A 19281-nucleotide genomic window follows, 5' to 3' on the forward strand; every position below is an offset into this window, starting at 1 on the left:
CCTCCTAAATTATATCTCCGTCCATTATAACAATTAAAAAAGAGGCTGTCCCAAATAAATCAATTGGAAACAACCTTGTAGAAAAGCGGAGGCGCCTTGGTAAGCTTCGACAAGCGTTGGAGGGCCAGCAACGTTTTGCCTGCTCCTTGAAATGCCGGCTTTGTATAGGCAAAATCTTGATGGACCGAAACGCTCGAGAAGCTAGGCGCTGAGCTAGACAAGAAAGGTGGAAGCGTTATAGAAGATACGCAAGTATTAAACCGATCGTTCCAGCTGCAAAAGAGTAAAAGAGCATTGGCCCTAAAGTCATTCGTATAATCGCTCCCTCTTTTCCTAACAAGCCAACGACAGAGGCTGCCGCAACGACATTCAACACACAAATCATATTTCCGGCATTCGACCCTAGTACTTGCATGCTTAAAACGATCGTTGGATCGACCGCAATTTGGTCGGCAACACTGAATTGAAACAACGAGAACATCATATTACTGAATGTGGCACTACCTGAAATGAAGGAACCTAAAGCGCCGATTAAAGGAGCAACAAGTGGCCAAGAGCCACCCATCATTGCAGATGCCGTATTCGCCAACTCAATGGGCATGCTTTGTAAGTTAGCATCATTTAATCCTGAATTGATAAAAATTCGCACCATCGGAACAGCAGTAAACAAGGCTATCGCACTACCGACGATTGCTTTTCCTGACATTGAAAATGTTTGCGCTAGCTGTGAAGCATTCATTTTATGCACAAAGAACGTAATTAAAACGACTAAAACAAATACGGAACCTGGCAAATACAGTGGCTCAAGTGATGTTCCAATGTTTGTGCCTAAAATATTGTTCCAAGTAATTTTAATGCTTAACAACCATTGTTTTAATGGTAAAAATTCGAGACGTGTTAATACGAGAAAAAAGCCAACTAATAAATATGGTATCCAAGCCACTAACAACGGCAGCTCTTTTTTCATCCCCTTTTCTTTTACTTCAGGAGCTTCACTTGCAAACTCTTGCCCAACCCAAGTTTTTAACCAAGAAGATTTTTCAGGGAAACCCCAAGGTTCTTTAGGTAATAAAAAGCCTTTTTTAGCTGCTGGAACGACAATGATTAGTCCAATTAAGCCACCAAAAATCGATGGGAACTCTGGACCTAAAAACGTTGCCACTATTAAGGCTGGAACTGTAAAAGCAAGCCCTGCAAAAATCGCAAATTTCCAAACTTGTAAGCCTTCACGGAATGAACGATTTTCACCAAAAAACTTTGTTAACATTAATACTAAAATTAACGGTATAAAAGTTCCAACAAAAATATCAACTCTCATTATTTGTGCACCTAGGATGTTCATATAGTCGAGCATCGCCATATCCCCTAAGTAGGGTTGGACAATAGGGGCTATTTCTGAACCTTCTTGAAGCCCTTGGTTTACCCCTACAATGATCGGTGTCCCAACAGCTCCAAACGATACCGGACTACTATCAGCTATTAAAGCTAATACAACAGCAGCTAGCGGCGGAAAGCCTAAAGCAACCATAAGTGGTGCACCAATCGCAGCTGGCGTTCCAAAGCCTGCTGCTCCTTCTATGAATGCTCCGAACAACCAAGCGATAATTATTAGTTGAACACGACGGTCAGCTGATATTCCTAAAAAACTATTTCTAATTGTATCGATGGCACCACTAAGTTTTAGTGTATTGAGAAGAAGGATCGCGCCAAAAACGATATATAAAATAGAGACACCGATAATAATCCCTTCTAGTGATGCAGCTAAAACTTGAATTATAGGGACTTGCCAATAAACGATCGCTAATATAGCAGTCGCTAAAAGGCTAATTGGCATCGCTTTAATTGCTGGCATCCTAAGCACGACTAAAAAAAGTAATACGGCAATAATGGGTGTTAATGCAACTAAGGTAGTAATCATTTAAAATAGTCCCTTCCTAAGTAAATATGTAGAAAATAAAATTTGCTTATTCACTTAGGATTTATAACAATAGCAAAACCTATTCATTGGATAAGAGATCTTGTTTAAATTCTCTTCTGAGTAACAGAAAATAAACAAACTATCATGACAAATTACCGTAACCATCTAATATGGGAAAGGTGAATACAGAAATAAGATATTATCGCATTTTCCATATTTTTACTAGTCTGAGCCAAGGAATTTACGCCTCATCTCCAATACATTTACCAATGAAATAAAAAAGCAGCTCATGAATAAAAAAATGGCAAGTATAAAAGTGCTTTATATACTTGCCATTAGCTATTTGAATGTATTGTTAGTTCATCTATATTTATAATTGCTTTCAATTGTTGTAGCAAGTCCAACCCAATATTATTATCCCAAAAATCAATGCTGCTTTCGCTCGCTTTTGTTAAATCTTCTGATAAACTCTTTTCTCTTTTCACCTTTAAATATTCAGCAAAGTCTAAAATTTTATCGACTTCTTGTTCTGGAATTTCATCAATAATTTTTAGTAATCGTTCCTTAGCAGTATTCATGATGTTCATCACCTCTTTCATGAATATTTTATCTAATTATATCATTTTCAATTACTTCAAACCATCGCTGTTTAAGTAAATGCTTCGTTAGTTGAATCTAATCGTTTCCGGACACAGAATACCTTATTTTACGAATTTTGACCATTTTTTTATTTTAAAGGACACCAGGTTCGCTATTTCATAAAAAACCGCTAAAATGAACCGAAATTAACCAAATAACGAACCTGGTGTCCTCTTACTTTGATAAAACACCGGTTTCTTCACAAATAACGGCTCTCTTGTCCGATAGAATTAAAAAACGGTCCGTATTAGTAGGTTTCCTCAACATCTGCTAGACTAACAAATTGATTTCAATTTGCTAGTCATATCTTTCTACATGTTGAGCAGCTTTGTAGATGTTCATCGACCCGCGCCCTTACATTAGGAGATAACTCATTTTCTTCGTATATAACATATAAGTCTTGAACGACTTCGCAATCAAATTTCATATTATTTTTCCACCTCGCATTCTCTTTCATAAATGCGCTAGTTTACAATTAATCTGTAACGTGTTCTTCTATAAATTTATCAATAAGTTCAAATGAAAAGCCACGCCGGTATAAAAACTGTTTGACCTTTTGCTTTTGCTCCCAGCCATTGTAGCTGCGGTATTTTTTCAAAGCTTTTTCTCCTTGGTATGTAATTGCTTGCCACTCTTCGTTACAGTCGTCCTCATTCTCTTCTTTCATTTCTCTTAACACTTCCTGCACTACATCATTTGTGAAACCTTTTGATTGTAGCAATGTGTACATTTTTCGATCTTGATCTGCTCTTGACGTTTTCAGTTGCTTCGGATATTTTTTTTGTAAAAGAAGCGCCGCCTTTTCTAACTGCTCTTCATATGAATATAAATCTAGAGCTTCATTTATTTCTTTTTCGCTCATGCCTTTTTCGATCAACTCGCGTCTAATGACTCCTGGACCTTTCATTGTTAAGTTGATACGTGAGCGTACAAAAGCCTTTGCGAATTCGCCATCGTCTAAGTATTTTTCCTTCAATAAACGATCGATAATAATCGTAATATTATTACTCTCTAACTCTTTACTCTTTAAGTAATCAATCATTTCTTTTGTCGATCGCATTCGATACGACAAATAGTTGATCGCATACTGGTATCCTTTTCTAATTTGTTCTTCATATAAAATTTCTTCGATTTGTTGCTCCGTAAGTTCTAAACCTTTTCTTAAATGGAATTTAACTAATACTGCTTCATCAACACTGAAGGCATATTCTTCACCTTGTCCGTGATCAAGAAATATGTTGTAACGGTCGTTATTTTTCTTTTGCGTCGATATTTTAGATAATACTGGCATCTTTATTCACTTCCCCCTACTATAAGTTAACTTAATAGCCTTTTTATATCCCAATCGGTAAATAATTAGCTTAGCACAATATGTTATTGATTTTGCTCATGCCGCTTCGAGAAATTAGTAGTTTACATCCCTCTACTGCAAATTAGTAGCCTTTTCCAGCTTTGTTCGGCATAATTGTAATTATCAAATACTTGTTGGAGGTGTATTTTATGAACATTGTTATCGCTGGTGGTACTGGTTTAATCGGTTCTAAAATCGTTGAATATTTCTCAAATGATAAACATCATATTTACATTTTAACAAGAAAAAGTGAAAACAAAAGGAATAGTGAACAGATTACTTATGTAAATTGGTTAAACGAAGGTGACGAACCAGAAAAAAAGCTTGAGAATATTGATGTCGTTATTAATTTAGCCGGAGAATCGATTAATAGCCGCTGGACGAGTGAGCAAAAGGAACGGATATTAACAAGTCGTCTAGATGCAACGAAAAATTGTTTAACGTTAATGGAGAAACTTACGCAGAAACCGAAAGTATACCTTAATGCATCAGCTGTCGGATTTTATGGAACATCACTTTCAGATACTTTTACGGAAGACGATCATGATGCTGGAGCTGACTTTTTAGCAACGGTTGTTGAGAGTTGGGAACAAGAGGCGATCAAAGCTGAAGCGCTTGGGATTCGGACGGTTTTACTGCGCTTTGGCGTCGTTTTGGCAAGTGACGGTGGCGCGTTAAGTAAAATGATAATGCCTTACAAACTTTTTGCTGGTGGTAAGGTAGGGTCAGGTAAACAATGGCTGTCCTGGGTTCACATTGACGATGTTGTTTCAATGGTTGAGTTTGCCGTAAATAATGAAAAGATTAGTGGGGCATTAAACGTTACCGCACCTAACCCACAGCAAATGAAGGAGTTTGGAGCTGTTTTAGGGAATGTGCTAGGTCGGCCACACTGGCTACCAGCACCGAGCTTTGCTTTAAAAATATTGTTAGGCGAGATGAGCCTACTCGTGTTGGAAGGACAAAAAGTACTCCCTATAAAAGCAATAGATCACGGCTTTCAATTTACGTACCCAGAATTAAAAGCAGCGTTAAAGAGTTTAAAATTATAGCTGCTAATCGAAAAGACAGGTGCAGAAATTCCTCGTTCCTATACCTGTCTTTTAATTTATTTCTTTACTTTCTACATAATTTGGATTTAATAAACTGTAATTGAGCCTCGGTACATGTTCATCGTACAAGCATAATTATAGGTTCCAGGCTCTAACCCATCAAGCTCTAAAAAGTTACTTTCACCTGGGGTTATATTCACTCTAAAATCAAGGTCATTTGAATAAATAAAGCGGGAACAACCTAATAAATCGTTACCATGAAAGTTTAGTACGGTTGGTTCACCGGCTTCTATAGCAATATTGTTCGGCTCATAAGAAAACAACTCTACATTAATAAGTGCTTGTTGTGTAAGGTCACCTTCGTATATTGTCGGCAAAATAGTAAAGTCTTCTATTTCCTCTTCAAATTGCGATAGAGCATAGTTACTACCTACTACTGAAAACGCAATAAAAGCCACAATGACAATTAAAAACGTTGAGCTTACGAAAACTGGCTTTTTAAGCTGTTTTTCCCTTTCCTCCTTTTTTTTTATCCTAGATGAAATTTCTTCGTCAATGACTTTAAGTAAAACAATATTTACTATAACAAATACTGCTAAAATAAAGACGATCGTTATACTTACTTTGGTAGGAAAGAGCATTACTCCGAGCATTGCCCCCATCATACCACCCATAACACCAGCACCTAAACCATCTAAAGCTGCCATTAACGAAATCGGCTTTCCTGTGAAATATCCAACAATCATTCCAAAGACGACCGCAATCATTGTAGGTGTACTTAATTCTACATCAGACATAACCCCTAAAACGGTACCAAGTGCAACACTCGACATCATCGCATTTGTCATTGCGATCATCATACCGGCCATACATGTAAGGTTTTTTCGCTGTTTGTACGTATAATAAGTAACGTATCCGCTTAGAGCAACTATGATAGCAATACTTATAATGTTTAAAAACATAACTATTTCCCTCAACTTTCATTTTAAGAATTATATTCTAATGAATTTCATAATTCAATATTATCGCCATTAAGTAACTATATGTAGTTGCGTTAAACCGCTCGCAACTACATATAGTTTGATATGGCTCAATTTAGGGATTATGAAATTCACTCTCATAACGAAAATTAACTTTTTATAAAAATCACTATAGCTAAATTATAAATGTACAAAGAGGCGAGAACATGGATAAGTTGTGAAAATTTATAAATACGTTGTCGATATTTCATTAATTAGTCATTTTTTCTTAAGAATTACTTCATAAAAAGATGTAAGGACAAACTAGATATTTTATGATGGCGCTTTGGATTAAAGTATCATTTAACGCCTCTAATCCCCGTCTTCTTTATCAAAAACTAATGAAATAAATAACAAAAAAAAGTTAAAAATAACAGTTTCATTTTTTCTGAAAATCGTTTATGATAATAAAAGCATTAACGAGTTAACAAACGTTAACCGTAGTTATATAGAGTATATGTGTAATTAATTCGCTAAATATACTTCAAATAGAGTTTATTAAGTATTTTTGGTTAAATATAACGATATTTATGTTTTCGAATAACATAATAAAATTAAATAAAATACGCAAGAAAGATGGGAAGGCAATTGGTTGCGCCACCAGAATAGTCTGGTCCTAGTGGGTTCGATTCCCACCCCGAATTTGATACGTAATTTCATTAAATTCGAGGGGTGGGTTTATTTTTTCTGCCCCTGTGTGGAGGGGTAAATATTATGATTAAAAAGCGCGAGCTAACAGATTGTCACAAGTTATATGAATTAATGATTGATCCAGCGGTCTTCCCCTTTGTAAGACAAAAGGCAAATTCGTATGAAGAGTTTCTATTTTTAACGAAGCAAACAATTGAAGCTGAAGAGCGCGGTGAGCTAGTTTCAAGAACAATTGTGGATGAATGGGGTAATCCGATTGGCACGATTAACCTCTTTGATATAAATCACCAAGCTGGTTTTTTAGGGACATGGTTAGGAAAGCCTTATCACGGCAAAGGGTTTAATCAAGTCGCAAAAGATCTGTTTTTTAACGAGTTATTTTATGAACTAAATATTAGTTCTGTTTTTATGAAAATTCGAAAAGAAAATGTTCGCTCAATCAATGCTGCGCTTAAACTTCCTTATGTTTCTATAGGAAACGAGACGCGGAAAGACATTTTCGAAAAAATCAATCATGATACAGTTATTTATGACTTATTTCAAATTGAAAAAGATCAATTTACTTTATATCAATATCGAAATCAGACGCAACAGTCGGAGCTTAAAGAAGCATAAAAACAATGTATAAAATTTGTTAAAAACAAACAAACTACCTTTGAAAAAGTACAGTATAAAGGTGGTAACTAATATGGAAAGCAAAAAGCAACGCGCGAGAGATGAAAAGAAAACGTTAAATAAAGCACAAGAATTTCATTATTTTTCCGACTTCAAAGCAGCAGATAGAGCACTAGAAAGAGCTCGAGGAAATCGTTCATAACACTACCGTAAATTAAACTCGTTTAAGTAAAATTAAAAGGAGCGAATAATGATGGGTAAAAAGAAAAAGCAACGAAACCAAGAAGTTGTAAGTGATGGAAGAGATATTGAGTTTTCTCAAGAACTTGCTGACCAAGATGACATAGAAGCACAAGAAAGATCTCAAGCAGCAGACCGCCGTGCTAAAAAGAAAAAATAAACGAACTGTCCACGGAAGGTGTCAGACACCCCCCGTGGACATTTTACGTTTTTGTACGCCTGTCGTGGACATACTGGAAAAAACAAGTAAACAAAGGTATGGTGTCCACCTGAGACGGACATTTTTGCGATTTGTCCACGGGGGATTCTCCTGTATATAAGTTGCTACGGGAAAGTTCACTTTCATTAATGGGACGCTTCTTAGCAACTTATTTCCATAAATGTTGGTGAAAGTGAACTTTCATTGGTGTCTGACACCAACAAGGTAGTGTACAATATAGGTAAGCAATAAAATGAAAAGAAAGCAGGGGTGTATAATATGGAAAAACAACTGCAACTTCCACAATGTTTTCTAGGGAAAACGGTTTATTTAGAAGAAAAACAAGCTTATACGATTAAATATCAAGACAACCGAAACAAAGACGGCATCCACGTTCTATTATTTGAAGGAGAGAAACCTGTCATTTTCGCCGTACTCAATAAGGACGGTTCTTTTTATGATGCATTTTTTACCAACAAAAAATCTAACCACTCTTCAACGACTGCACTAAATCGTTATAATCGTTTAGTGGGCAGAAAAGCCCAAAAGCAAATTAAGCAAGACGACTTAAAAGATGCACTGCATAATGAAAATGATGCAAAAATGAAAAATGAAAATATTTTTAAACTCCTAGTCGATGAACATCTCGAAGACATTAGTAACGGCTGGCCATCTCGACTCATTCAATTACAAATGAATGAATTTAAATGTCACGACTCTCTTATTAATGCTTCGTTAAGAGAAGCGTTAAAAAAAGCAAACCCACACAAAGCATTTTATTTCCTCACCCTACATCGTTATGATGATCATTTGCACGAGCTCACTGACCACTTACCTAATCATAATAATTTACTCGAAAAAATATCTACTTATTATCAAACCTACGATAGTAAAAGTTATTTATTTTCATTTTTGAAACATGCCGCAAAGACAGTCCCACTTAATGATATCCCTTTAATTCAAAGTACACTTGCACAAACTTACACAATCGACATTCAAAACAAGTGTCATTATTTTAAACCGATCTTTCTACTTATGTATAAACGCGTAAAGAATTGTGCAAAGATCGATACGAAAGAGTGGCTAAAACAGCTGTCAAAAGTGCCTTTAGTAAAGAAAGGCATTCAAAGTGTGAAAAAAAGTAATTAGAAAAAAGGGCAAAAGACTTTTCCGGTTGCTTCATATCTTTACGGATAGTGTGCATCATAGGGGGAGTGCAGTAGTATCAATAAAGCTAAATAGTGCAAAACAAATAAATAGCGAACTCTTTAGGGGGAAATTTCACCCTTGGCCTATTCGGTAGCTGAAATCTGATCCAAGCGGACACCAGGGACGTTATTTCACCAAAAAAACATGATTTTAAGAATTATCGGACATGAGGGACCTTATTTGGCAAAAAACGAAGCAAAAACTGCTGACTTAGATGGAATAAGGTCCATGGTGTCCGCTAAATTGTAAAAACTAAACAAATCTATGAAATAAGGCCTCTCATGTCCGCTTAAAATGGGGAAACCCGTAATAAAGTGGTGATGGACGCAGGTGTCCACACCACACGGACATTTTAGCCATTTGTCCACGGGGGGTGTCTGACACCATGTGAATTTTTCACATGACGTCTACCATTTAGTGATGTCTCTTTAAAAGGACGAGGGTGATGTCGTCGTTGGTTAATTTATCTTTCGTAAACTGATTAAAGGCATCAACAATTTCTTGTTTAATAACCTCTGGCGATTTCCTGCCTGCATTTTCCGATATTTTTACAATTGTACCTGTGCCGAATAGCTTTCCATTTCGCTCTTCCTCTACGATCCCGTCTGTGAAAAGTACAATCGTTTTACCTTCACAAAAACACAATTCTTTATTTTTTATATCATATAAACTTAGTGGAATAGCTGTTGAAATTGGGAGTCCACCAATTTCTTTTTTTTCGACTAAACCATCCTCTGAAAACACGATCATTGGGGTTTGAAAGCCTGCACTAGCATACGTCAACTTAAAACTTTTCAAATCTAAAATAGCTAAAAAGAGACAAATCATGTAGTCTCCTTCAAACTGATCACCGATAAATTTGCTCGTGATCTGCTTTACGATTTTATTGGGAGCAAGTTTATTACCTTTTTCCTGTAAACTGTACAATAAAAAATCAATGGTCGTTTTTAAATAAATGTTGAGCATTGCTCCATCAATTCCATGTCCGCTCACGTCTGAAATATAAAGTACCATTTGATCATTATTAATTTTAAAAAAATTAAAATAATCTCCACCAATTATTTCAGCCGGCTTGTAAAATGAAGCAAACGAAATCTCATCATTAATATTAAAATTTTTCGGTAAAAACTGTTGATGTAACTTCTTTGCATTTTTTAGTAGGTGTTCATTGCAATGATGATTTTGCATAGTTCTTCCCCTACCTTTTTTGAAAACTCTATGAAAGACTCTTCTAGAGGATGTTCAAAAAGTCCGGTAATCATAGCATTCGAATCTCTTCGTTGGCTCGCTTCTGTGCTACTCATGTATTAATAGCATACATTCCGTTGCTCGAAGCTTCGCCGCCTCAACCTCCTCGGCTCTGATTATCCTCCTTTTTGAACACGCACTTCTAAACTAAATTCAACCTCATAATGTTTAATAGAGGTGGTTAAAATGGGACGAAAACTGATGGAACAAATGATTACACTTTTCACAGCTGCAATCGGTGTGATGGCGGCTCTTGCTTGGAACGATGCTGTACAAGCATTATTTAATTCATACTTTCCTAAAGGCGAAGGTATTCGTGAGCGCTTCGTATTTGCCATCTTAATAACAGCAATCGCTGTTTTTATAACAACTATTTTTGCCAGTTTTATTAATGAGGATGATTAAATTAACGCTCCAAACCAAAAAATCACACCGTTTTATAAGAGCACCTAAGCAAGCATTATATAAACTTTATACATAAACCTTTTCTAAAATAATTAGCACCTTATTAATATCGTATGCTAGTTTGCTTGTTCACTCTTACACAAACATCTATTATTTTAATAAATAGGCAAAAATACTTAGACTATGAGGATTAATTACAATTTAAAGAAAAATATTTAATTGGAGTGAATTTCATAAACACCTAAATTGAGCAACATCAAACTTTATGTAATTGCGGACGCTTCAACGCAACTACATAAAGTTTGATATGGCGAGAATATTGAATTATGAAATTCATTTATCGCTATACAAGCTTTAACACTTTTCGACAAAAATTACATTTGATACCTCTAACTATAGGGATTAATAGCAAATTTTGTATTTTAACCATTTTTTATTGAATTTTATGGCGATTTTTACTATTTTATTTCAAATCTGATGGAAATGAAACAATCTGGTAGCATTAAGATATATTCGTACTCTTATATTCATTCATCACTAGTCACCGTAAATAATCCTTAATTATCCGTATTAAGCACGTTTGCTTATATTTCTCGTTGTTATTATGATTAATTATGTTAAATAATTACTTTGAAGGAGCGTGAAGTCCAATTTTCATTCATAGACATCTTCATTACCGTGGTGATCTTCGATGAAATCTACAAATACAATGGTTATGGAAAAAACGTTAACAATCGATAAGCCTTCTGTTTCAGATGGAGCTTTAATGTGGGAATTAGTTGAACAATCAACATTAGATTCAAATTCACCTTATAAATACATTATGATGTGTGAATATTTTAGAGACACGTGTGTCGTCGTTAAAGAAGACGAAAAATTAGTTGGTTTTATAACCGCTTTTATACCCCCTGAAAATCCAGACGTCATCTTTGTATGGCAAGTTGGAGTCGATTCTTCACAACGTGGAAAAGGATTAGCTTCAAAAATGTTAAACGAACTCGTTTCGAGAACTGCCTGCAAAGACGTACAATATTTAGAAGCTACAGTAACCCCATCAAATGTTGCCTCACAGTCATTATTTCGAGGTTTTGCAAAGAAACAACAAACAAGATGTGTTGTTCAAGAATGCTTCTCTAGTGATCTATTCCCTGGTGATGATCACGAAGAAGAGTATACATTTAGAGTCGGACCATTATCCTGAGTAAAACTATAATTAAACTATGGTTTGCTAGAAAATGGGGGATCAGAAACCTTAATTGAATATCGAAGCAGTATAAACGAAAATAGCCGTTTTTAAAATACAAGGAGGATTTTTCAAACATGATAAATAATGACCTGAAAATATTTGACGAGTTAGAATCTAGTGTACGAAGTTACGTAAGAGGATTTCCAACAGTATTTAAAAAAGCAAAAGGTTATAAGATCTGGGATATGGATGGAAAGGAATATATTGACTTCTTTGCTGGTGCAGGTGCCCTTAACTACGGTCACAATGACGATAACATGAAGAAAAAATTAATTGAGTACATTATGGAAGATGGTATTGCTCACTCTTTAGATAAAGCAACAGATGCAAAAGGTGATTTTCTAGAAAAATTTAATAACGTGATTTTAAAACCACGTAACATGGATTATAAAGTGATGTTCCCTGGACCAACCGGAACAAACACAGTTGAAAGTGCGCTTAAGCTTGCTCGTAAAGTGACAGGAAGAACGAATGTTATTTCATTTACAAACGGATTTCATGGGATGACAATTGGTTCATTATCAGTAACAGGAAACCAAGCAAAACGAGAAGGTGCAGGTATTCCACTTCAACACGTTGTTACTATGCCTTATGACAGTTTTGTTAGTGAAAATCTCGACACCATGGAGTATCTCGAACGCTTTTTAGAAGACAACGGTAGTGGGGTTGAAATCCCAGCTGCTATGATCCTCGAGACAGTCCAAGGTGAAGGTGGTGTTAATGCTGCAAGTTTCGAGTGGCTACAACGTATTGAAGACCTATGTAAACGTTGGGGAATTTTATTGATCATCGACGATGTTCAAGCAGGAATTGGCCGAACAGGAACGTTCTTCTCATTTGAAAAAGCAGGTATTAAACCTGATATCGTTTGTTTATCAAAATCAATCGGTGGTTACGGTTTACCGTTAGCTTTAACATTAATTAAACCTGAAATTGATATTTGGAATCCAGGTGAGCATAACGGTACATTCCGTGGTAACAACATGGCATTCGTTACAGCAACGGAATCCCTGACTTATTGGGAGACTGACGAGTTCGAAAAAAGCATTGCAGAAAAATCTGAGAAAGTTACTCAATTTTTAACAAGCCTCATCGAAAAATATCCTGAACTTCAAGGTGAAGTAAAAGGTCGTGGCTTAATGCAAGGAATTAGTACACCTGTTGAAGGACTTGCAGGAGAAATTTGTGCTATGTCATTTAAAAAAGGTTTAATTATGGAAACTGCTGGACCAGAAGATCAAGTATTCAAGCTCTTCCCTCCGTTAACGATTGATAACGAAGGATTGGAAAAAGGCTTTGCGATTATCGAAGAATGTGTGAAAAGCTTAGTTGCGACAAAAGAAGCAGTAGCTGCAAAGTAATTAAAACAGACCCTGTCCCACCTAAAAAATCACACTATTATAAACAAATATATTATTAGCTAAGTTCGCTAAGTCGAAATTTTCATTAGACTAATTTTATCCGCAGGGGGACACCCTCCCTCTGCGGGTACTTACAAAACAAAAAGTCACGGAGGAATTCAAACATGAAAGTAGTAAAATTAGAAGACATCATCGGATCAGAAAACGAAGTAAAAGGTGAAAATTGGACAAGTCGTCGTCTATTACTAGCAAAAGACGGCATGGGTTACTCTGTCCATGACACAATCATAAAAGCAGGAACTGAAACTCATATTTGGTATCAAAACCACTTAGAAGCTGTTTATTGCATCGAAGGTGAAGGTGAAGTTGAGACATTAAAAGATAACAAAATTCACCCAATCGTAGCAAACTCAATTTATGCACTTGATGAGCATGATGAGCATTTACTTCGTGCAAAAACAGATATGCGTATGGTTTGCGTATTTAACCCACCAATTACTGGTCGTGAAGTTCACGACGAAAATGGCGTTTATCCGTTAGTTGAAGAAACAAAGAAATAAGCAATAAAAGTTTCAAAATCATAAAAAACGACGCTCGGGTAGTTCCCGTGGCGTCGCTTATTCTTATCCAAAGATTGGTTTTGGTCGTATGTCCGTTAGCATGGACATGTATGCCCTTAGTTCAGCCGTAGGCCATCCTAAGCCATCCATGGACCAGTGTATCAAGCAACTCCCCTACTCTAAAACCTCGAGCACTTGCTCTAATATAATTTCCAAATTCGTATGGCGCGAATATACGACTGGCAAGTTTTGTTGATTAGCATACTCTTTAATGGACCACATACAACTATGGGAGATGCGCTGAGTTAAAACTACCAAAATATCACTATCCCTCAAAATTCCTACCGCATTAGGGTTTTTCAGAGATTCACACGACAAAACAGTGCAGCCAAACTTATCTTCATTTGTTTCATAACCTTGTATATCTCCAAAAATGGCGACCGTTTTTCCGGCAAGTAATGAAAAATCTTTAGACTCAGTTTGCTCTCTGTATTTCGTAGTTTCATTAACTACTTCATTATCCTCCTGTTTCGTTGTTTCAGGAGGAATTTGTGAGTGTAACATTTTCATCTCTTCTTGCATCGCATCGATAATCCCTTTTAACTCTTTGATTTTTTGAGATTGCCTTGCAATGATTCTTTCGTCCCCTGTTTCATCAAGTAGTTCTTCCAAATGACTATTTTGAATTCGAAGTTTTTCATTTTTCAATTCTAAGTCAACAATCACCCTACGCTGGCTTTCGATCGTTTGTTGCATTCGGACATTATTGCTTGAAGTTGTCGCTAATTCTTTTTGCGTCTTTTCGAGCAACTGTCGCAATTCTTTTTGTAAGCGACCTTTATTCGTTAAACTTAATAGTGCTTCATCTTTTAAAAACAAAAAGTAACTTGTAAGTGGAAATGAAACTAATAAATAAGTGAGTAAACTTTCACCTAACATTTTTTCAAACTTTTGCGCTTCCCATTTTAAATAATGAATTTGAGGAATTAGTTTTAGCTGTACGAAATAATCAACAATTAAGAAAAAAAGATACTTTTTAAACTCTTCAGACTCTTCTTGAGCTAACGATTTGATCTCTTTTTTGATCCATTTCGTAATTAATTTCCTTTCATTCTTTCCTTTATAAACAAAACGCCTTGGCCTTGACGGATCTCTTTGCATACATGTGTCTTCAAACGTTCGTAAAATATCTAACACTTCTTGGTGATCCATTTCATCAATGATTTGTTCAAAATGTACGGAAAAATACGTATATGTTTTTTGGAAAAACTCATCTTTCTCTCGTTCCCAGAGCTTGTTTTGCTTAGAAAATTGCTGTTCAAGCTCCACCTGTTCTTGATATGTTCTCGTAAAAGCAAACGTATTTATAGCATCGGTGATTACCGGAACTTCTTCACTTCCTATTTTAAGCTTACCGGTGTCATTCACTTGTTCACCGCTGTTCATACGAATATGGGTCGGCAGTTCGTTCACACTACAACATTCGAGAGTTGATAATTCAAAAAGCTGCGTATGAAACATAATCCATGGTGTCGTATTTGTTGAGACGTTTTCTATTTGTTTTAACTTTACTTCTATCGTTTGTCCACAATGGACACATGCTCTTGAAGCGATCAATTCAAATTCGATCATTGAATAAGACACCACCTATGATGATTTCCCTGATACTCCCACACCTGAAGGAGATGAGCTTTCACCTTCCACGTTCAGGAAGTTCCGTAAGTCAGACAATAAATAAAAGATATAACACTTTGGCGCACAAGAATGTCGAAAGTTGTTCCCTTAACTATATGCACGATCTTGATAAAAAAAGTTCGGAGTGACAATTTTATCTTTATAACCTTTATGAAAAATGTGCGTCGTTGCTGGTGAAACCGGCGGGATAAGCCACGTCCAATCACCAGTTAGCGCTCTATCCTGTTGTTTTTCTTGTTCTTCAAATTTTTTAAATTGCACTGCAGCTGTATGATGGTCAACGATACTAACACCAGCTTCTTTAAAGGAATGAAGAATAGCTACGTTTAACTCTACTAAAGCTTTATCTTTCCAAAGACTGCTTGCTTTTGTCGTATCGAGGTCAAGTATTGAAGCGACTTTTGGTAACAAGTTGTAACGCTCTTCATCAGCAAAGTTACGTGCGCCAATTTCTGTTCCCATGTACCAACCGTTAAACGGAGCAGCCGTATAATGAATGCCACCAATTTCTAACCTCATATCCGAAACAATTGGCGTGCTATACCACCTTAGTTGTAAATCGGAAAATGCAGTGTATGTTGGGTGTGTAATTGGCACTTCGATAAAAAGCTCTTTTGGAATTTCGAAAAAAGCAGGGGCACTTCCATCTATTTGAAACACAAGTGGAAGTATGTCGAAATTCGTCCCTTCGCCTTGCCACCCCATTTCAAGGCAACGCTTCGTAAACGCGAGTGATATCGGATCACCAAGAACACCTGTTTCTTTCTCATATCCCGCATAGCGAAGTAACTGGTGATTCCAAATCCTAATTTCGTTTTGCTCATTTTTTTTCGGTTTAAAAACAGTAATTGTCGGCACAATTTTTCCACCGTTCGTACCATTTTTAATATGACGAAACAAGGCTTCAACAATTTCCTCTTCTGTATCGAGATGTCTTTCATCAACGACTTGTAATGTTTCCCAAAACAGTCGTCCGATACAGCGATTACTGTTACGCCAAGCCATTTTCGCTCCATGTTTCAATTCCTCATATGTATGTTCATAGTCGCCATTCAACTCTATTTCACGCTTTACTTCAAGGATACGTTCTTCCTTTTCCGTATCAGTTTTATGTAACTCTTGATAACATTTCGTGATAAATTGTTCTGCTTGTTGAATTAATGTCTCTTTATTATAAAGCATGTTTCACCTCAAAAAATGTTATTTTCGGTATTATTTTTTTCGGTCACCTTCCACTTAATTTTGCATGAGAAGTTCTTTGAAGTCAAAAGCTACATAATAAACCTTTATTGATAGAGGGTGTTGACCATCCAAATTAAAGTAATGACATTAAATGTACAGCACGGGCGTGGATTAGATAGAAAAGTAAACTTAGAACGGATCGCACTTATGGTTGAACGTGAAAAAATAGATATTGTCGGCTTAAACGAAGTCGATTGTTGCTTTTCAAGGAGAAGTTTTTTTGAAGATCAAGGAGAGTGGCTCGCTAGCAGGCTTAAAATGAACTACGTATTTGGACCAGCAATACAGACTGGTCGAAAGCGAAATAGACAGTACGGAAATGCCTTCCTATCCCGTTATCCTATTTTGAGTAATCATAATTTAATATTCCGATTTAAAGTTCCTGTCGCAGAGCCTAGGTCATTATTAGAAGCTAAAGTGGCTACAGACGAGAGAAATATCAAGGTCTTTGTAAGTCATTTTAGCATTCATCCAGTCTTAAACGATAGAATGGTGCGCTTTTTGTGGGAGAGTGATCATTCAGAACCTACTATTATAATGGGGGATTTTAATCGAAAGCCGAGCTCTAACGCCTATCGCATGATGAGTGAGAAACTTATAGACTGCGCTGCGTTAAACCCTCACTTCACATTCCCTGCGAAAAAGCCCCGCTCACGATTAGATTACATTTTTGTCACTGACCACTTTAAGGTGATCGAAAGTGCGGTTATCGAAAGTGACGTTTCTGATCACTTGCCGGTTGTTGCTTTGCTAGAGCTTGATTAATGAAATGAAAGCCAAAATTCGCCCTTCGTATCGATGATGCCCATAATTTCAGAAAATGGAATTTCAAACGTCGGGAAGCCCGCAGCATATGGTCCGATTTCATATGGAGCGAAATATAAATAAAGAGTGTCGTCGTTTACATAAAACGGTTGGTCCGGAGCTATCCCTTCGTAAGCTCCCGGAAAAACATAACTGTACTGTGGATCTTTTTTAATCATGTTTTCAACAATCTCACTTAATCGCCCAACATAATTACTTTCTTTTATAAACAAATCTTTGAGCTCATAGAAACGACCGTTAATCAAATTGATTTTTGCATAAGTTTTACTAGGCATTCCATGTGCTGCTCCAAAATAATATTCATCGCTGTAAAGCTCAAGTACGAGTAAATTCTTTTTAAAAAATGTGATGTTAAAGCCACCGCTATAACTGTATTGTAATTGTTCGTCACGATCAATTTCCTTCAAGTTTGAAAGTTGTTTTAACTTTTTATTTACCTCATTTTCAACTTTTCCACTTTTTAATCCGTCTATTTGAGGATAAAATACAACGTAATTATTGTTAGGTTCATATTTTTTCTCAAGAACTCGATAACGACGAGTAAGAGGAATAATCGTATTTTGCTTCCAAACAAGCTTGCCTTTTCGGCTTAAGTAAGAGACCCGGTTACTTTTTATTACACGGACTAGCCTTCCGATGAGCGACACACTATCAGCGCCAACTACAGCTGGCAAACCTCTTGCTCGGTTTCCAGACCGATCAATGAAGAAAGCTTTCTCGCTGTTGAAAACAGAGGCTATCCCTTGGTCGAAAGAGGAAACATGTTCATATAAAAATTCAGTTAACAGCTCACCACTCCAATCGGCAATTGCATAATTAGATCCGAGAAACGGTTTTTCTTCATCTACAGCCTTCCCGACAGCAACACGATTGTCACCTAATATCATAATATCGTTATAGATCGGTTGAATGATGTAGTTCCCCTTCTTATCAATCAGTCCGTATTTATTGCGAATATCATTAGAGATATTAACAACCGCTCTACCATCTTCAAAAGGTAGGGCAGTAGTAAATTTAGGTTCGATCATCACGTTCCCTTTCATATCAATATACCCGTACGGACCATTGAAGGTTTTTTTAAAGGCTAACAGTAGATCTCCGTAATTGCCGACATAAAAATAATGAAACTGATTAGTAATGTTTCCGTGCTTATCGATAAGTGCAAACTTATTTTCTTCCACTTTTACAATAGCTAAGCCATCTTTAAAATCTGTTGCCGTTTCATACTGCAACGGGATGACTATTTCACCTTCTTTATTTAAATAGCCGTAGCGGTAAGCGTCTTTTATCGTATCTGCTACCATTGCTCTGCCGTGCTGATACATACTAATAAAACTATAACCTTGCTCTGTTAAAACTTGGCCGGTCTCATCGATCACGTGAAAGCGGCCATTAAGTACGACTGTCGCTCTACCTTCGGAAAAATCGATGATCGTCTCAAATTTAGGTGCAATAACGAAATTTCCTCTTTTATCAATACATCCAAACTTACCACCTTTTTTTACCGTTGCTAATCCGTTCGCTTGAAAATCACTTGCAAACTCAAAGTGAGGGTTAATTTCAAATTCACCCTTGTCATTAATGTAGCCCCACTTCGTTCCTTCTTTTGTTTTTAAAGAAGCACAATATAAGAAATTATTGTTCATACAGATTTCCCCTAAATTATTTTTTTATATTGTATGAACAGTTCGGTAGGGGTGTGCCTACCTGAAAAAAGTCCTCGTGGACAACGTCCCAAATTATACCCTTCATCATACATTATTTTTGTGTGTATCTTGAAAAACTTGTTTTTGCTAAAAAATTAGT

19 protein-coding genes are annotated in these 19281 nt (G+C 36.3%); 10 read left to right on the forward strand and 9 right to left on the reverse strand.

The features are described from left to right. Nucleotides 1-235 precede the first annotated feature (235 nt). From BKP35_RS07345 to recX, 4 genes are all read right to left on the reverse strand, one after another. The gene (locus tag BKP35_RS07345) at nt 236-1918 is read right to left on the reverse strand and encodes an L-lactate permease (protein ID WP_071312708.1); all 1683 of its coding nucleotides are present in this window, start codon (nt 1916-1918) and stop codon (nt 236-238) included. 335 nt (nt 1919-2253) lie between these two features. Beyond that, the gene (locus tag BKP35_RS07350; protein WP_211274607.1) at nt 2254-2496 is read right to left on the reverse strand and encodes a DUF2281 domain-containing protein; all 243 of its coding nucleotides are present in this window, start codon (nt 2494-2496) and stop codon (nt 2254-2256) included. Between the two features lie 362 nt (nt 2497-2858). After that, the gene (locus BKP35_RS20240) at nt 2859-3014 is read right to left on the reverse strand and encodes a zf-HC2 domain-containing protein (RefSeq protein ID WP_084031505.1); all 156 of its coding nucleotides are present in this window, start codon (nt 3012-3014) and stop codon (nt 2859-2861) included. An 18-nt stretch (nt 3015-3032) separates the two neighbouring features. Further along, nucleotides 3033-3848 (reverse strand): recombination regulator RecX, encoded by an 816-nt coding sequence (gene recX, locus BKP35_RS07355; protein WP_071312709.1) that lies wholly within the window; start codon nt 3846-3848, stop codon nt 3033-3035. A gap of 209 nt (nt 3849-4057) precedes the next feature. On the opposite strand from recX, the gene BKP35_RS07360 reads away from it, so the two are divergent. Further along, the gene (locus BKP35_RS07360; RefSeq protein WP_071312710.1) at nt 4058-4960 is read left to right on the forward strand and encodes a TIGR01777 family oxidoreductase; all 903 of its coding nucleotides are present in this window, start codon (nt 4058-4060) and stop codon (nt 4958-4960) included. 86 nt (nt 4961-5046) lie between these two features. On the opposite strand, the gene BKP35_RS07365 is transcribed toward BKP35_RS07360, so the two are convergent. Continuing rightward, entirely contained in the window at nt 5047-5922 is an 876-nt protein-coding gene (locus tag BKP35_RS07365) for a cupredoxin domain-containing protein (RefSeq protein ID WP_071312711.1), read from the reverse strand. A gap of 771 nt (nt 5923-6693) precedes the next feature. On the opposite strand from BKP35_RS07365, the gene BKP35_RS07370 reads away from it, so the two are divergent. The 4 genes from BKP35_RS07370 to BKP35_RS07380 all read left to right on the forward strand — a co-directional run bounded on the left by BKP35_RS07370 (nt 6694) and on the right by BKP35_RS07380 (nt 8833). Further along, nucleotides 6694-7245: a GNAT family N-acetyltransferase gene (locus BKP35_RS07370; RefSeq protein ID WP_071312712.1), complete on the forward strand. Its 552-nt coding sequence runs from the start codon at nt 6694-6696 to the stop codon at nt 7243-7245. A 73-nt stretch (nt 7246-7318) separates the two neighbouring features. Further along, nucleotides 7319-7447 carry a YfhE family protein gene (locus BKP35_RS18865; protein WP_084031506.1) on the forward strand — a complete coding sequence of 43 codons (129 nt, stop codon included), beginning with the start codon at nt 7319-7321 and terminating at the stop codon, nt 7445-7447. A gap of 48 nt (nt 7448-7495) precedes the next feature. After that, nucleotides 7496-7645 (forward strand): YfhD family protein, encoded by a 150-nt coding sequence (locus BKP35_RS07375; protein ID WP_139192819.1) that lies wholly within the window; start codon nt 7496-7498, stop codon nt 7643-7645. A 318-nt stretch (nt 7646-7963) separates the two neighbouring features. Next, nucleotides 7964-8833, forward strand: coding sequence for a hypothetical protein (locus BKP35_RS07380; RefSeq protein WP_071312714.1), 870 nt, complete (start codon nt 7964-7966; stop codon nt 8831-8833). 474 nt (nt 8834-9307) lie between these two features. Here BKP35_RS07380 and BKP35_RS07385 read toward each other — a convergent pair whose 3' ends face one another. Beyond that, nucleotides 9308-10081, reverse strand: coding sequence for a PP2C family protein-serine/threonine phosphatase (locus BKP35_RS07385; RefSeq protein WP_071312715.1), 774 nt, complete (start codon nt 10079-10081; stop codon nt 9308-9310). A 246-nt stretch (nt 10082-10327) separates the two neighbouring features. Here BKP35_RS07385 and BKP35_RS07390 point away from each other — a divergent pair, with 246 nt between their 5' ends. The 4 genes from BKP35_RS07390 to BKP35_RS07405 all read left to right on the forward strand — a co-directional run bounded on the left by BKP35_RS07390 (nt 10328) and on the right by BKP35_RS07405 (nt 13713). Then, on the forward strand, nt 10328-10546 hold the full coding sequence (locus BKP35_RS07390) for a DUF5654 family protein (protein WP_071312716.1): 219 nt from the start codon (nt 10328-10330) through the stop codon (nt 10544-10546). A gap of 691 nt (nt 10547-11237) precedes the next feature. Then, nucleotides 11238-11747 carry a diaminobutyrate acetyltransferase gene (ectA, locus tag BKP35_RS07395; RefSeq protein WP_071312717.1) on the forward strand — a complete coding sequence of 170 codons (510 nt, stop codon included), beginning with the start codon at nt 11238-11240 and terminating at the stop codon, nt 11745-11747. A 119-nt stretch (nt 11748-11866) separates the two neighbouring features. Next, complete coding sequence (gene ectB / locus BKP35_RS07400; protein WP_211274608.1) at nt 11867-13153, forward strand: diaminobutyrate--2-oxoglutarate transaminase; 1287 nt, start codon at nt 11867-11869, stop codon at nt 13151-13153. Between the two features lie 164 nt (nt 13154-13317). After that, nucleotides 13318-13713, forward strand: a complete 396-nt coding sequence (locus tag BKP35_RS07405) for an ectoine synthase (protein ID WP_071312718.1) — start codon at nt 13318-13320, stop codon at nt 13711-13713. A gap of 174 nt (nt 13714-13887) precedes the next feature. Here BKP35_RS07405 and BKP35_RS07410 read toward each other — a convergent pair whose 3' ends face one another. Next, entirely contained in the window at nt 13888-15345 is a 1458-nt protein-coding gene (locus BKP35_RS07410; protein WP_071312719.1) for a DUF2325 domain-containing protein, read from the reverse strand. A gap of 150 nt (nt 15346-15495) precedes the next feature. Then, nucleotides 15496-16590 (reverse strand): nitric oxide synthase oxygenase, encoded by a 1095-nt coding sequence (locus BKP35_RS07415; protein WP_071312720.1) that lies wholly within the window; start codon nt 16588-16590, stop codon nt 15496-15498. 141 nt (nt 16591-16731) lie between these two features. Between BKP35_RS07415 and BKP35_RS07420 the strand changes: the two genes are divergently transcribed. Next, the gene (locus tag BKP35_RS07420) at nt 16732-17415 is read left to right on the forward strand and encodes an endonuclease/exonuclease/phosphatase family protein (RefSeq protein WP_071312876.1); all 684 of its coding nucleotides are present in this window, start codon (nt 16732-16734) and stop codon (nt 17413-17415) included. Here BKP35_RS07420 and BKP35_RS07425 read toward each other — a convergent pair. Continuing rightward, nucleotides 17412-19121, reverse strand: a complete 1710-nt coding sequence (locus BKP35_RS07425; protein WP_071312721.1) for a WG repeat-containing protein — start codon at nt 19119-19121, stop codon at nt 17412-17414. The two genes, BKP35_RS07420 and BKP35_RS07425, sit on opposite strands and share 4 nt — an antisense overlap. Between the last annotated feature and the right edge of the window lie 160 nt (nt 19122-19281).

This window comes from Anaerobacillus arseniciselenatis (genome assembly GCF_001865995.1).
Lineage (GTDB): Bacteria > Bacillota > Bacilli > Bacillales > Anaerobacillaceae > Anaerobacillus > Anaerobacillus arseniciselenatis.

What these genes read in the sequence shown, in the direction of transcription:
- ectB (WP_211274608.1), top strand. Translation starts at nt 11,867, where the DNA reads ATGATAAATAATGACCTGAAAATATTTGACGAGTTAGAATCTAGTGTA.
- BKP35_RS07425 (WP_071312721.1), bottom strand. Translation starts at nt 19,121, where the DNA reads ATGAACAATAATTTCTTATATTGTGCTTCTTTAAAAACAAAAGAAGGA.
- BKP35_RS07370 (WP_071312712.1), top strand. Translation starts at nt 6,694, where the DNA reads ATGATTAAAAAGCGCGAGCTAACAGATTGTCACAAGTTATATGAATTA.
- BKP35_RS07345 (WP_071312708.1), bottom strand. Translation starts at nt 1,918, where the DNA reads ATGATTACTACCTTAGTTGCATTAACACCCATTATTGCCGTATTACTT.
- BKP35_RS07410 (WP_071312719.1), bottom strand. Translation starts at nt 15,345, where the DNA reads ATGATCGAATTTGAATTGATCGCTTCAAGAGCATGTGTCCATTGTGGA.
- BKP35_RS18865 (WP_084031506.1), top strand. Translation starts at nt 7,319, where the DNA reads ATGGAAAGCAAAAAGCAACGCGCGAGAGATGAAAAGAAAACGTTAAAT.
- ectA (WP_071312717.1), top strand. Translation starts at nt 11,238, where the DNA reads ATGAAATCTACAAATACAATGGTTATGGAAAAAACGTTAACAATCGAT.
- recX (WP_071312709.1), bottom strand. Translation starts at nt 3,848, where the DNA reads ATGCCAGTATTATCTAAAATATCGACGCAAAAGAAAAATAACGACCGT.
- BKP35_RS07405 (WP_071312718.1), top strand. Translation starts at nt 13,318, where the DNA reads ATGAAAGTAGTAAAATTAGAAGACATCATCGGATCAGAAAACGAAGTA.
- BKP35_RS07375 (WP_139192819.1), top strand. Translation starts at nt 7,496, where the DNA reads ATGATGGGTAAAAAGAAAAAGCAACGAAACCAAGAAGTTGTAAGTGAT.
- BKP35_RS07360 (WP_071312710.1), top strand. Translation starts at nt 4,058, where the DNA reads ATGAACATTGTTATCGCTGGTGGTACTGGTTTAATCGGTTCTAAAATC.
- BKP35_RS07385 (WP_071312715.1), bottom strand. Translation starts at nt 10,081, where the DNA reads ATGCAAAATCATCATTGCAATGAACACCTACTAAAAAATGCAAAGAAG.
- BKP35_RS07390 (WP_071312716.1), top strand. Translation starts at nt 10,328, where the DNA reads ATGGGACGAAAACTGATGGAACAAATGATTACACTTTTCACAGCTGCA.
- BKP35_RS07420 (WP_071312876.1), top strand. Translation starts at nt 16,732, where the DNA reads ATGACATTAAATGTACAGCACGGGCGTGGATTAGATAGAAAAGTAAAC.
- BKP35_RS07350 (WP_211274607.1), bottom strand. Translation starts at nt 2,496, where the DNA reads ATGAATACTGCTAAGGAACGATTACTAAAAATTATTGATGAAATTCCA.
- BKP35_RS07365 (WP_071312711.1), bottom strand. Translation starts at nt 5,922, where the DNA reads ATGTTTTTAAACATTATAAGTATTGCTATCATAGTTGCTCTAAGCGGA.
- BKP35_RS07380 (WP_071312714.1), top strand. Translation starts at nt 7,964, where the DNA reads ATGGAAAAACAACTGCAACTTCCACAATGTTTTCTAGGGAAAACGGTT.
- BKP35_RS20240 (WP_084031505.1), bottom strand. Translation starts at nt 3,014, where the DNA reads ATGAAAGAGAATGCGAGGTGGAAAAATAATATGAAATTTGATTGCGAA.
- BKP35_RS07415 (WP_071312720.1), bottom strand. Translation starts at nt 16,590, where the DNA reads ATGCTTTATAATAAAGAGACATTAATTCAACAAGCAGAACAATTTATC.